The sequence below is a fragment of the Achromobacter sp. FW305-C-30-7 genome, assembly GCF_058783105.1.
The window spans coordinates 15274-27901 of sequence record NZ_JBYSYI010000004.1; the positions used below are offsets into that span (position 1 = coordinate 15274).

At 68.7% G+C, this 12628-nt stretch carries 16 protein-coding genes; 11 read left to right on the top strand and 5 right to left on the bottom strand.

Annotated elements, in window-relative coordinates:
* The first annotated feature begins 18 nt into the window (after window positions 1-18).
* The 8 genes from AC3WOB_RS13860 to AC3WOB_RS13895 all read left to right on the top strand — a co-directional run bounded on the left by AC3WOB_RS13860 (window position 19) and on the right by AC3WOB_RS13895 (window position 7504).
* The gene (locus tag AC3WOB_RS13860; protein WP_013394866.1) at window positions 19-570 is read left to right on the top strand and encodes a cysteine hydrolase family protein; all 552 of its coding nucleotides are present in this window, start codon (window positions 19-21) and stop codon (window positions 568-570) included.
* Window positions 571-575: 5 nt separating this feature from the next.
* Entirely contained in the window at window positions 576-800 is a 225-nt protein-coding gene (locus AC3WOB_RS13865) for a DUF3820 family protein (protein WP_041655832.1), read from the top strand.
* Window positions 801-952: 152 nt separating this feature from the next.
* Entirely contained in the window at window positions 953-1282 is a 330-nt protein-coding gene (locus tag AC3WOB_RS13870; protein ID WP_013394864.1) for a hypothetical protein, read from the top strand.
* Window positions 1283-1378: 96 nt separating this feature from the next.
* Window positions 1379-2257, top strand: a complete 879-nt coding sequence (locus tag AC3WOB_RS13875; protein WP_013394863.1) for a helix-turn-helix transcriptional regulator — start codon at window positions 1379-1381, stop codon at window positions 2255-2257.
* Between the two features lie 115 nt (window positions 2258-2372).
* Entirely contained in the window at window positions 2373-4496 is a 2124-nt protein-coding gene (locus tag AC3WOB_RS13880; protein WP_492275359.1) for a TonB-dependent siderophore receptor, read from the top strand.
* 56 nt (window positions 4497-4552) lie between these two features.
* The gene (locus AC3WOB_RS13885; RefSeq protein ID WP_207469407.1) at window positions 4553-4981 is read left to right on the top strand and encodes a cupin domain-containing protein; all 429 of its coding nucleotides are present in this window, start codon (window positions 4553-4555) and stop codon (window positions 4979-4981) included.
* 25 nt (window positions 4982-5006) lie between these two features.
* A complete protein-coding gene (locus AC3WOB_RS13890; protein WP_492275668.1) occupies window positions 5007-6185 on the top strand; it encodes a RhtX/FptX family siderophore transporter in 1179 nt (392 codons plus the stop codon).
* 65 nt (window positions 6186-6250) lie between these two features.
* Complete coding sequence (locus AC3WOB_RS13895; RefSeq protein ID WP_013394859.1) at window positions 6251-7504, top strand: Hsp70 family protein; 1254 nt, start codon at window positions 6251-6253, stop codon at window positions 7502-7504.
* A gap of 5 nt (window positions 7505-7509) precedes the next feature.
* Here the strand turns inward: AC3WOB_RS13895 and AC3WOB_RS13900 are convergent, their stop codons facing one another.
* On the bottom strand, window positions 7510-8430 hold the full coding sequence (locus tag AC3WOB_RS13900; RefSeq protein ID WP_207469413.1) for a LysR family transcriptional regulator: 921 nt from the start codon (window positions 8428-8430) through the stop codon (window positions 7510-7512).
* A 163-nt stretch (window positions 8431-8593) separates the two neighbouring features.
* Between AC3WOB_RS13900 and AC3WOB_RS13905 the strand changes: the two genes are divergently transcribed.
* The 3 genes from AC3WOB_RS13905 (at window position 8594) to AC3WOB_RS13915 (ending at window position 10649) form a co-directional block, all read left to right on the top strand.
* Complete coding sequence (locus AC3WOB_RS13905) at window positions 8594-9613, top strand: zinc-dependent alcohol dehydrogenase family protein (RefSeq protein ID WP_492275360.1); 1020 nt, start codon at window positions 8594-8596, stop codon at window positions 9611-9613.
* Between the two features lie 89 nt (window positions 9614-9702).
* Window positions 9703-10290 (top strand): NUDIX domain-containing protein, encoded by a 588-nt coding sequence (locus AC3WOB_RS13910; RefSeq protein ID WP_013394856.1) that lies wholly within the window; start codon window positions 9703-9705, stop codon window positions 10288-10290.
* 23 nt (window positions 10291-10313) lie between these two features.
* The gene (locus AC3WOB_RS13915; protein WP_492275361.1) at window positions 10314-10649 is read left to right on the top strand and encodes a 2Fe-2S iron-sulfur cluster-binding protein; all 336 of its coding nucleotides are present in this window, start codon (window positions 10314-10316) and stop codon (window positions 10647-10649) included.
* Here AC3WOB_RS13915 and AC3WOB_RS13920 read toward each other — a convergent pair.
* Genes AC3WOB_RS13920 through AC3WOB_RS13935 form a run of 4 tightly spaced genes read right to left on the bottom strand, consistent with a single transcriptional unit; the run spans window position 10630 to window position 12624 of the window.
* Entirely contained in the window at window positions 10630-11115 is a 486-nt protein-coding gene (locus AC3WOB_RS13920) for a hypothetical protein (protein WP_492275362.1), read from the bottom strand. The genes AC3WOB_RS13915 and AC3WOB_RS13920 overlap by 20 nt on opposite strands.
* Window positions 11066-11767, bottom strand: coding sequence for a DUF899 domain-containing protein (locus AC3WOB_RS13925; protein ID WP_013394853.1), 702 nt, complete (start codon window positions 11765-11767; stop codon window positions 11066-11068). The genes AC3WOB_RS13920 and AC3WOB_RS13925 overlap by 50 nt, the downstream gene beginning before the upstream one ends.
* A 54-nt stretch (window positions 11768-11821) precedes the next feature.
* Complete coding sequence (locus AC3WOB_RS13930; RefSeq protein ID WP_013394852.1) at window positions 11822-12286, bottom strand: SRPBCC family protein; 465 nt, start codon at window positions 12284-12286, stop codon at window positions 11822-11824.
* On the bottom strand, window positions 12172-12624 hold the full coding sequence (locus tag AC3WOB_RS13935; protein ID WP_013394851.1) for an ArsR/SmtB family transcription factor: 453 nt from the start codon (window positions 12622-12624) through the stop codon (window positions 12172-12174). The genes AC3WOB_RS13930 and AC3WOB_RS13935 overlap by 115 nt, the downstream gene beginning before the upstream one ends.
* Window positions 12625-12628 lie beyond the last annotated feature (4 nt).

Below are 12628 nucleotides of genomic sequence, written 5' to 3' on the forward strand. Positions count from 1 at the left end.
GACCTCTTTGAGAAATACATGACGTCCGCTTTGATCGTGATAGACGTGCAGCGCGCGCTGTTCGAGGCCTCTCCCGCGCCGGCCGATGCCGAGGCCGTGCTGGCCCGCATCAATGCGCTGGCCGCGCGCGCCCGCGAGGCTGGCGCGCCCGTCATCTATGTGCAGCACGAAAGTCCCGGCAGCGCCATGGACCACGGCCTGCCGGGCTGGCAGCTGGACTTGCGGCTGCAACCGGCGGATGGCGATGTCCGCGTGCGCAAGACCACGCCCGATTCCTTCCTGCGCACCGAATTGGCCGATGTGCTGGCGCAAGCCGGCGCGACGGAGCTGGTGGTGTGCGGCTATGCCAGCGAGTTCTGCGTGGACACGACCGTGCGCCGCGCGGCCGCGCTGGGCTTTCCCGTCACGCTGGCGGCGGACGCCCATACCACCCAGGACAAGCCACACGCGCCGGGCGCGCAGATCCGCGCGCATCACAATGCGACCTTGTCGTCCATTGCCAGTTTCGGCGTGAAGATCGCCGCCGTGCCCGCGGTGGATATCGTTTTCGCCGCCAGGGCGGGGCGGTGATCTCCATGGATCCCGAACTGCTATCGCTGCTGGTCACGCGCACCATGCCCTTCGGCAAGTACCAGGGGCGCCTCATCGCCGACTTGCCCGGCCCGTACCTGGCCTGGTTCGCGCGCAAGGGCTTTCCGCCGGGCGAGCTGGGGCGCCTGCTGGCCCTGATGCACGAGCTGGACCACAACGGGCTGTCTTCATTGCTGGCCCCCTTGCGTCAGTCCGCCCCGAAGAAGTAGGCCGGCCTGCGGGAGAAACCCCGGGAAACAACTGTGGCGGATTGTGTAGCGTCTTGGCACGCTGTGCATGGGCGCCCGGGGATACGATAGTGCGGCCTGTCCAGCGGTCGCGGTCCGCTCCCTGGACGCCAGCTCATTGAAGAGAGGTCGCCATGAAGAAACTCCACATATCCGCTTTCCTGCTGGCCGCCCTGTGCGCAGCGGGCGCCGCGCAAGCGCAGAACGCGCCTCCCGCCACGCAGGAATACCAGTACCCCAGCGTACGCTCCAAGGACGGCAGCCTCTCGCCGCCTTCCACGCTGCGCATGACGGTCACGCCCGAGCCAGGCGCCGCGCCCGCGGTCATCCGCGATACGCCGGAAAGCCAGGCCGAGTACGTGCGTTGCCGCGAGGTATCGGATCGCGCCGCCGTGTCGAATGCGCAGATGCAGGCCGGCGTGGCGCAGTGTCTGAAGGAGCTGGAGCAGCGCCGGCAACAATAAATCGCGCTGCCCGCCAGGCGGGCGGCTTTCCGTTCGGGTCAAACGGTAATAATATTCAATCTCATCAACAGCGCTGCTCGCCGCGGAGCCGCTACTTTGACCGTCGCCTCACCCGAACCTGATTGGACCCTATCGGCCGCCACGCCCGCCATGTCGCTGGCCGGCGGCACGCTGCGCTTTGGCCGCGACGAGCGGGTGCAGGAGCGCCTGGATCCCGGCCTGAAGCTGGTGCTCGTGCTGGATGGGGATCTGCGCTATAGCGTGCGCGGCACGGCGCCTACCCGCGTGAGCGGTCCTGCCTTGCACCTGAGCGTGTGCCAGGACGCGATGGGCATGGAGCATGAATTCGGCGCCCACCAGTCCTTGCGCTTCGTGTCCTTGCGCACGGGCCTGGATCATCTGCGCGACGCCTTCTGCATGGACCCGGCCCAATTGGCTGCCCTGTTGCGCGCGCCGGGGGCCGACGGCGCTTACGCCGAAACCAATATGCGGGCGGACCGCAAGCTGGAGGCCCTGGGCCATCAGATGCTGGCCTGCCCGGTGCAGGGCGCGCTCAAGCGCATGTACCTGTCGGCCAAGGCGTTGGAACTGACCGCGCTCGCCTTGGGCGCGCTGCAACCTGCGGAGCTGGATGCGCATGCGCGCGGCCTTACGCGGGCGGACGTGGAACGCCTGCATCATGCGCGCGACCTGGTCGCCGCGAACCTGCAGGATCCGCCGTCCTTGCCTGAACTGGCGCGGCGCGCAGGCGTCAACGTCAACAAGCTCACCACCGGCTTTCGCAAGCTGTTCGGCCAGAGCGTCTACGCCTATGTGCGCGAGAGGCGCATGGAGCAGGCCCACGTCCTGCTGGCCGAAGGCGCCTATACGGTATCCGAGGCGGCCTATGCCTGCGGCTACACCGATTCGCACTTCACCAAGGCATTCCTGCGCCGCTACGGCGTGCTGCCCAGCAGCGTCGCGCCCGGCCGCTGAAGCGCCGAAACTTCCGCAATCGCCAGCAAGACTTCCGCAATCGCCAGCACGCGGCCGCCCTCGTTTTTAGAATTACTTGAGAATTATTCTCAATAAAGTTCTAAGAGGACAGGCAGTGCGAAAACAGGTGAAAACGGGCGCGGGGGCGCCGCGCAGGAACGCGTCGAGTGCGCGGCATTGGCCGCTGTGGCTGGCGGTGGCTGCGGGGCCGGCGCTGGCGCAGGAGGCCGCGTCGCTGCCGGCAGTGACGGTCAGCGGCGAGGGCGTGGCGCAGGACACGGCGACCCTGGGCAAACTGCCGCTGACGCTGCGCGAGATTCCACAGTCGGTGACGGTGATCGGGCAGGAGCGGATGCGCGAGCAGAACCTGCAAAGCCTGGACGAGGTGATGCAGCACGCCACCGGCATCACGGTGCAGCCCTATCAACTGCTGACCACCGCGTATTACGCGCGCGGCTTCAAGGTGGATTCGTTCGAGCAGGACGGGGTGCCGGTGCTGATGGGCAACATGGCCGCGTCGCCGCAGGACATGGCGGTATACGAGCGCGTGGAGATCCTGCGCGGCGCCAACGGCCTGATGCACGGCGCCGGCAACCCCGCCGCCACGGTCAACCTGGTGCGCAAGCGGCCGCAGCGCGAGCTGTCCTTCAACGGCTCGCTCAGCGCCGGCAGTTGGGACCGCTACCGCGCCGAAGCCGACCTGGGCGGTCCGCTGAACGACAGCGGCAGCGTGCGCGGCCGCATCGTCAGCGCCGTGGAGGACCGCGGCTACTTCTACGACGTGGCGGACCAGAAGTCGGCGCTGTTCTACGGCATCGGCGAAGTGGACCTGGGGCGGGACACCGTGCTGTCGGCCGGCCTGCAATATCAGCGCATCCGCTCCACCACCAACATGGCCGGCGTGCCGCTGTACAAGGACGGCGGCGATATCGGCCTGAAGCGCTCGACCTACCTGGACGCGGCCTGGGACCGTTTCAACTGGAATACGACGCGCGTGTTCGCGGACCTGGAGCATCGCTTCGGCCAGGGCTGGAGCGCCAAGGTCAGCGCCAATTACCTGACCGCCGACAGCAACCTGAAGTACGCCGGCGCCTATGGCGCGATAGACCGCCAGACCGGGCTGGGTTCATCCCTGATGGGCGCCGCCTACAAGTTCGACAACACCCAGGCCAGCGTGGACGCCTATGTCGGCGGCCCGGTGCAACTGTTCGGCCGGCGCCATGAACTGTTGCTGGGCGGCAATGCCCAACGCACCACGTCCGAGCAGTACAGCGCGGACCTGACGCCTTATCCGAACGTGCCGGTCAATGTGTTCGACTGGGATCCGCACAGCGTGCCCGAGCCGGGCGTGGGACCGTACACCTCGCCCGGCGAAACCCGGCTGAAGCAGCAAGGCGTCTACGGCATGGGCCGCTTTTCGCTGGCCGATCCGGTGACCCTGGTGCTGGGCGGACGCATGAGCTGGTGGAACCAGAGCGCGCCGCGCGCGCGGCAGCGCATCGATCCGGAGTTCACGCCGTATGGCGGACTGATCGTGGACCTGGGCCGCCAGTGGTCGCTTTATGGCAGCTATGCGCAGGTGTTCCAGCCGCAGGGCGAGCTGACCCGCGATGGCCAGCCGCTGGATCCCATCACCGGCACCAACTACGAGGCCGGCGTCAAGGGCGAACTGGCCGACGGCGCCTTGAACGTGTCGCTGGCCGTGTTCCAGATCCAGCAGAAGAACCGCGCGCAGGAAGACCCGGCCTGGCCTTGCGTGGGCCGCAACTGCTACTACATCTCGGGCGGGGAAGTCCGCAGCCGCGGCATCGAGGCCGAAGCCTCCGGCAGCATCACGCCCTACTGGACGGTGGCGGCGGGCTACACCTTCAACACCAGCAAGTACCTGACGGACTCGGAGTCCGGCGGACAGCCTTTCGCGCGCTTCACGCCCAAGCACATCTTCCGGCTGTGGACGAACTATGCCTTGCCCGGGCTGGAGCGGCGCCTGAGCGTGGGTGGCGGCCTGCAGGTGCAGTCGGGTTACTCCACGGTGTCCGGCCCCGTCACGCTGCGCCAGGGTGGCTACGCACTGGTGGATCTGCGCATGGCCTACCGCGTGGACAAGCATGTGACCGCGTCGCTCAACGTCAACAACCTGTTCGACCGCGGCTACTACCAGAGCCTGTCGGGCACCGCCTGGAACAACCGTTACGGCGAGCCCCGCAACGTCATGCTGACCTTGCGCGCCGAGTACTGATGAATCGCGGCGGGCGCCGTTCGCGGACGTCCGCCGCCAACGAGAAGGAGAGATCGATGAATGCACCCGACACCGGGCCCGTGTTCGACTGGCTGGACCATTTCGTGGCGCTGGGCCGCGACGGCGCCATGCGCGACGTGGGCCGGCTGCGCCGGCTTGCGCCGCAGGACGAATGGCTGGTCGGCATCAAGGCCGTGGCCAGCGACGCCGATGTGCATGGCGATGTGTGGGAACGCCACCCTGCCGGCGACGAAATGCTCTGCGTGCTGGAAGGGCGCGTGGTGGTCACCCTGATGGCCGAGGACGGCGCCCAGACCGACCTGCTGCTGGATACGCGCCGCAGCGCCATCGTGCCGCGCGGCGTGTGGCACCGGCTGCACGTGGCCTGTCCCGGCAAGATCCTGTTCGTGACGCCGGGGCAGGGTAGTGAACACCGCCGCGCGGACGAGCCCCAATCCCGCAGCCCCTCGTTGAAGGAAATCTGACGTGAACCGCAATGCAGACGGACGCATGTTCGTGATGATAGGCGCCCTGTATTTCTCCCAAGGCATACCGCTGGGCGTGGCCATGGAGGCTTTACCCACGCTGCTGCGCCGCGATGGCGCGGACCTGCACGCGCTGGCCTGGCTGCCGCTGGTTGGCTTGCCGTGGGTGCTGAAGTTCCTGTGGGCGCCCGTGGTGGACAACCGCTGGACCGGCGCCATGGGCCGGCGGCGCAGCTGGATCCTGCCGATGCAGGCCATCGTGCTGGCCTGCCTGCTGGCGCTGGCCTTCCTTGGCATCGATGCCGCTGCGGCCGGCTGGGTGGTGGCGCTGATGGCATTGGCGTCGCTGGCCAGCGCGACGCAGGACATCGCCACCGACGGCCTGACGGCGGAACGCTTCCACGGGCAGGCGTTGGCGCGCGCCAACGCCGTGCAGGTCGGCGGCACGATGGTGGGCTTTTTCTTCGGTGGGCCGGGCTGCCTGGTGCTGGCCGGCCATGTGGGCCAGACCGGCGCGCTGCTGATGTTGGCGGCGGTGGTGGCGTTCAGCCTGTTGCTGGCGGCCGCCTGGCGCGAAAGCGCGCTGACGGCGCCCGCGGCGCGGCAGCGCGCCACGCTGGCGGCCTTCGTGCGGCGTCCCGGCGCCTGGGCCCTGGCCGCGGCCGCGTTCCTGTCGGCCATGACCGCGGTGGCGGGCTACGGCCTGTCCAAGCTGTTCCTGGTGGATGCGGGCTGGGCGGTCGAGGCGGTGGGGCGCATCGGCATGGCGGGCGGCGTGGTGACGGTGCTGCTGGGCTGCGGCGGCGGCGCATGGCTGATCGGCCGGCTGGGTGCGCGTGCCGTGCTGGCGCTGGGCCTGGCCGCCTCGGGCGCGGCGGCGCTGGCCTGGCTGGCGCAGGCCCAGGGCTGGACGCCGGCGCAGGCCGGCACGGCCTTGGGGGCGCAGGCGCTGGGCGCGTTCGGCGCGGGCGCCGCGTCCGTGGCCCTGATGACGCTGGCCATGCGCTTCGCCAGCCGGGGCGAGCAGGCCGGCACCGACATGACCGCGGTGCAGAGCGCCCGCGACCTGGGCGAGATCCTGACCTCGTCGCTCATGACCGGGCTGGCGGCCCAGGTCGGCTACGCCGGCGGCTTTGCCAGCGGCCTGCTGGTGGCCGCCGCGACGCTGGCGTTCACGGCCAGGGCGCTGGCGCGCGCGGGCTGATATGGCGATTCTGGCGGTTGCGGCTACACTTGTGCGCCGTTTTGCTTTCAGCCCCAGAATTCCTCATGATTTCCACCGCATGCGGCGTCGACTTCGGCACGTCCAATTCCACCGTGGGCTGGAGCCGCCCCGATCAGCGCGCGCTCCTGGCCCTGGAAGACGGCAAGACCACCTTGCCTTCGGCCATTTTCTTCCATGATGAAGACGCCGAGGTCAGCTATGGCCGCGCCGCCATCTCCGACTACCTGGCCGGCTACGACGGGCGCCTAATGCGCTCGATGAAGAGCCTGCTGGGCAGCTCGCTGATCGATGGCTCGACCGAAGTGCAGGGCCGTTCGATTCCGTTCCGCGTCCTGCTGACGCGCTTCATCGCCGAACTCAAGCTCCGCGCCGAAACCGCGGCGGGTCGCGGCTTCACGCGCGCCGTGCTGGGCCGGCCGGTGTTCTTCGTGGACGACAACCCCGCCGCCGACCAGACCGCCCAGGACACGCTGGGCGAGATCGCGCGCAGCGTGGGCTTTACCGATATCGAATTCCAGTTCGAACCGCTGGCCGCCGCATTCGACTATGAATCGCAGATCGACCGCGAAGAGCTGGTGCTGGTCATCGACATCGGCGGCGGCACCTCCGACTTTTCGTTGATCCGCCTGGGACCCGGCCGCGCCGCCAAGGCCGACCGCCGCGAGGACATCCTGGCGTATGGCGGCGTGCACATCGGCGGGGTGGACTTCGACAAGCAGCTCAGCCTGGCCCACGTGATGCCGATGCTGGGGCTGGGCAGCCAGCTGCGCAGCGGCAAGGACGTGCCGTCCACGCAATACGGCAACCTGGCGTGCTGGCACACCATCAACCAGGCCTATACCCGCAAGGCGGCCGAGCACTTCGCCTACATCCGCGCCGAAGCCGGCGACCGCGAGAAGATCGATCTGCTGCTCAACCTGGTCAAACAGCGCGCCGGCCACTGGGTGGCGGTGCAGGTCGAAGAGGCCAAGATTGCGCTGTCGGAAACGCCGGCCGCGCGCATCGACCTGTCGCGCATCGCGCCGGAGCTGGGCGTGGACGTAACACGGCCGTCGTTCGACGCCTGCGTCGGCCGGTTGATCGAGAAGGTCGAGGCCACGGTGGGCGCGCTGCTGCGCGATGCCGGCGTGTCGACGTCCGACGTGGACACGGTGTTCTTCACCGGCGGCTCCAGCCGCGTGCCGCGCTTGCGCGAATCCGTCTCGGCCCTGGTGCCGGACGCCCGCAGCGTCGAAGGCGACCTGTTCGGCAGCATCGGCGCCGGCCTGGCGCTGGACGCCCGCCGCAAGTTCGGCTGAGCCGCTCAGGCGGCCAGCATGGCCGGCACGCGTGCCGCCAGCGCATCGATGGCGGCGCGCGTCTTGGACGGCAGGTAGCGCGCTTGCGGCCAGACCGCATGCACTTCCTGCGCGGCCAGGCGGTCGCCGTGCATCAGCACGTCCAGTTCTCCGGTGCGCACATAGTGCGTCAGCATCCAGCAGGGCAGCCAGGCGAGCCCCGCACCGGCGATGGCGGCATCCGCGATGGCTTGCAGGTCATCCAGCCGCAGGCACGGCCGCAAGCGTAGCTGCATGACCTGATCGTCCGCTCCCTTCACGGTCCAGCCTCTCTCGATTCCGTTGTGCGTGTAGGCGATGCAGGAATGCTGCATCAGCTCGTCCACCGTGGTTGGACGGCCGTGCGCCTGGATGTAGGCGGGAGACGCTCCGATTCCCATTGTCTGCATGCCCAGTCGGCGCGCGGCCAGGCTGGCGCTGTCGGGCAGCTCGCCCACGCGGATACCCAGGTCATAGCCTTCCTCGATCAGGTCCACCACCCGGTCATTGAAGGAGATCTCGATCTGCAGCTGCGGATGTTGCAGCGCCAGTTCGCGCAGCACCGGTGCGACGCAGTGCCGGCCAAACACCAGGGGCGCGCTGACCCGCAGGCGTCCCTGGGGCTCGCGGCGGCCGCTGTCCAGCTCGGCTTCGGCGGTCTGCAGCTCGGCCAGCGCGCGCACGCAACGGTCGTAGTAGGCCTGGCCGTCGTCGGTCAGGCTCTGCTGGCGGGTGGTGCGGTGGAACAGCCGCGCGCCCAGGCGCGCCTCCAGCCGCGCGATGGACTTGCCCACCGCCGAGCGCGTCAGGTTCAGGCGTTCTGCCGCCAGCGCGAAGCTGCCTGCCTCAACGGCCTGCACAAAGACTTCGATGCCGCTCAGTCTGTCATAGGTGATCGCGGTTGCCATCACGGGCTCCTTCGTCCTGATTGGTTCCAATTGGGAATCGGTGAAAAGAAAAAGATTCGCCACTGGGGAAATTGATTCCCATATATCTTATCGGTACTTGGCCGCCACATCTAGCGGCAGACGCCGAAAGGCGGCTTTCTTGAACCGATACAGGAGAAACAACATGCAGGCCTACACCATCACCAGCGGCAAGGACATCGCTTCGCTGGAACGCGTCACGCGTCAACCGCGCCGCCTGGCTCCCCTGGAGCTGCGCGTGCGCATCAAGGCGGTGTCGCTGAACTATCGCGATCTCATGGTGGCGCGCGGCGAGTATCTGAAGGGTTCGGGCGACCCGGTCATACCCGCCTCCGATGCCGCGGGCGAGGTGATCGAGGTGGGCGCGGGCGTGACCCGCTTCAAGATCGGCGACCGCGTCATGGGCGCGTTCATGCCGGACTGGATCGATGGCGAACCCACGCCCGCCACCGTGGCGCTGGCCCCGGGCGCCGCCACCGACGGCCTGCTGTCCACCGAGAGCATCTTTTCCGAGCATGCCCTGGTCGCCACGCCGGACTCCCTGAGCGATGAGCAGGCCTCGACCCTGCCTTGCGCCGCCGTCACCGCATGGAACGCGCTGTTCGTTGCCGGACGCGCCAAGGCGGGCCAGACGGCGCTGTTCCTGGGTACCGGGGGCGTTTCCATCTGGGGCCTGCAACTGGCCAAGGCGGCCGGCATGCGCGCCATCATCACCTCGTCCAGCGCCGACAAGCTGGCCCGGGCGCGCGAACTGGGCGCGGACCTGACGATCAACTACCGCGAGACGCCGCAATGGCAGGACGAAGTGCTGCGCCTGACCGGCGGCGAAGGCGCGCATGTGGTGGTGGAAGTCGGCGGCGAAGGCACGTTGGAACGTTCCGTGGCGGCCGCGCGCATGGGCGGCACCATCGCGGTCATCGGCGGCGTCAGCGGCTTTGCGGCCGTGCCGGTGGCGCCCTTGGCCCTGATTGCGGGCGTCAAGCGCCTGGAAGGCATCTTCGTCGGCAGTCGCAAGATGCTTGAGGATGTGGCGCGCTTTGTCGACGTGGCGCGCATCGCGCCCGTCATCGACCGTGTCTACGCTTTTGAGGAAGCGCGCGAGGCCTTCGAGCACCTGGCGTCGGGCCGGCACTTCGGCAAGATCGTCATCCGGGTCGCGGAGTAGGCGTCATCGGGGGAGGCGGGCAGCGATGGTAAGCTCGTGCTGCCCGCGCGGGCCAGCCGCCTGCGTGTTCCTTGAGGTAGCCGACCCCCATGACCCGCAAGCCCGATTCCCATCTCGAAGAAAAACTCGTCGCCAGCGAGGCGCCGTACAACGGCGCCTTCCTGAAGATCCGCCGCGACACGGTCAGCCTGCCCAACGGCAACACGGCCACGCGCGAATACGTGGTGCATCCGGGCGCGGTGGTGGTGATTCCGCTGCTGGATGATGGCCGGGTCTTGCTGGAACGGCAGTTCCGCTATCCCATCGGGCGCGTGATGACGGAATTTCCCGCGGGCAAGCTGGACCCGGGCGAGGATCCGCTGGTTTGCGGCAAGCGTGAGCTGCTGGAGGAAACCGGCTACACCGCTGCGCAGTGGGCCCATGCGGGCGCCTTGCACCTGGCCATCGCCTATTCCACCGAGATCATCCACATCTACTTCGCCCGAGGCCTGCGCGCCGGGCCGCGCCAGCTGGACCAGGATGAATTCCTGGACGTGATCAGCGCGGACCCCGCCGAACTGATCGCGGCTTGCGCCCAGGGCGAAGTCACCGACGCCAAGACGCTGACCTGCGTGCTGTGGATGCAGAACGTGCTGTCGGGCGCCTGGCAGCTGGACTGGCAGGACAACGCGGGCTGAGGGCCGCCCGCGGGATCCGTCCAATGTCCGCATTTCCCGTTCTGGTACAGCCTGCCGGCCTGCGCTTCGATGCGCCGGCCGATACCTCCGTGCTGCTGGCGGCGCAGGCCGCCGGCATCAAGCTGCCCAGCTCGTGCCGCAACGGCACCTGCCGCGCCTGCATGTGCCTGCTGCTGGAAGGAGAGATCTCCTATATCATCGAATGGCCGGGGCTGTCGCGCGACGAGAAGGAAGAGGGCTGGATCCTGCCTTGCGTGGCGCGCGCCGGATCCGCGCTTGAAATTCAGGCGCCGCTGGCTGCGCCCATCGAGGCCGCGCCAGGGGCGACGCCGCGCCCGCTTACCGGAGCGCGGCGCTAGCGCCTGCGATCAGCGCTCCAGCGGCCATGGCGGCCGCCATGCCCAGCGCCATGCCCGCGGCCATGCCGCCGAATGGCGCGGCGCCTGCGGCCAGGGCCGCCGCCATGCCCCATTGAGCCCCCGCCAGCATGCCCAGCCCCATGGTCAGCGCACAGGCCAGCCGCGCAGCCATGCGGGGAGCGCCCGGCAGCGGCAACAATGCGGCGATCAGCATGGCCGTGCTGCTGGCGGGCATCAGGGCGGCATGGCGCCACGCCTGTTCGAGCAGCCCGCCGGGCGCTGCGCACTGGCTGGCCAGCAGCGCCGCAGGCGTGCGCAGCGTGTCCGCCCACAGGCCCGCGGCCATGGCGGCGGTGCAGGCCAGCCACAGGAACGCCGCGTCGGAGGCCAGGCGGACGGCACGGCCAGGCTTGGGCCTAGCCGCAGGCGTGGCAGGCGTGCGCCGGGGCGTCGTCGTAGCGGTCATGGTGGCGTACCCAGTCGCCCAGATTGAAGTGCGGGCCGTGCTCGTTGCGGCCCAGCGGCGCGAAGTCCAGGTAGTTGTAGGCGCCGGCCAGCCGCTCCACCCCGCGCGAGAAGCTTGAATAGGTATGGAAGATTTCGCCGTCCGGGTCGCGGAAAAACGCGCTGGCGCCGGAATTTTCCTCCATGCCGCCGTCGGCCTTGGGCACGCTGGCCTGCAGGTCGAAGTTGAAATCGCAGCCTTCGGACGAATACCAGGGGAAGCGCCAGCCCATGCGCCGCTTGAACGCGTCCAGCTTGGCGTACGGAGCCCGCGACACGGCGACCACCGTCACGTCATGCTGGCGCAGGTGCAAGATCGCGCTGTCCATGTGGTCCGCCAGGAACGAGCAGCCCACGCAGCCTTCTTCCCAGTCCGGGCCGAACATGAAGTGGTAGACGATGAGCTGGCTCCTGCCCTGGAACAGCTCGGCCAGGCCCACGGCGCCGGCCTCGCCCTCGAAGCGGTAAGGCTTGTCCACCTTGACCCAGGGCAGCGCCATGCGCTCGCGGGCCAGGGCGTCGTGGGCCCGGGTCAGTTCTTTCTCGCGGCGCAGCAGCGCCTCGCGGGCGATGTCCCATTGCGCTCGGGATACGACGGGGTGATCGGTCTGCATCGTGTGTCTCCTCGGAACGGGCCGGTAGGCCCGGGTAGGGCGAGTGGCCGGGATTCAGGCCGGATTCGCCAGATGGGCCGCCAGCCGCTCCAGCGCGCCAGCCCAGCCATGCTGATGGCTGTCGCGGGTGGCCTGGTCGACGAACGGGGTCTGCAGGAAGGCCAGCTCGGTGCCGCCGCCCGCGGGGGTGAATTCAAGCGTGATCAACGAGACTTCGGCGGGCGTGTCGCGCCAGGCCCAGGTGAAGACCAGCCGGCGTTGCGGCTCGACTTCGCGGTAGTGGCCGCTGGCATGGTGCTCCAGACCGTCCTCGGTGGCGAAGCCCACCTCATAGGCGCCGCCCACGCGCACATCGGTTTCCGCCCGCAGTACCTTGCGGGTCTCGGCCGGGCCGAACCAGCGCATCAGCGCTTGCGGGTCCGTCCAGGCGCGCCAGACGCGTTCGACGGGGGCGTCGAAGCGCCGCTTGAGCCGGAGTTCGATGGGGGCTGATTCGTCTTGGGTGCTTCGGTTTTCCATGGGTGGACCTCTTCCTCGTGGTACAGGTACCGCGCCAGCGAATCCAGCTGTCCGCTCCAGAACTTCTCGTAGCGGGCCAGCCAGTCGGATGCCGCCCGCATGGGTTCGGGCGACAGCGTGCAATTGACGACGCGGCCGTCCTTGGCGCGGGCGATCAGGCCGGCGTCTTCCAGCACGCGCAGATGCTTCATGAAGGCGGGCAGGGACATGGCGTGCGGCCGGGCCAGCTCGCTGACCGAGGCCGCGCCTTGTTCCAGGTCGGCCAGCACCCGGCGCCGCGTGCCGTCGGCCAGGGCCGAGAAGATGCTGTCGAGCATGTCGTCTTTAAACTTAACCATAGGG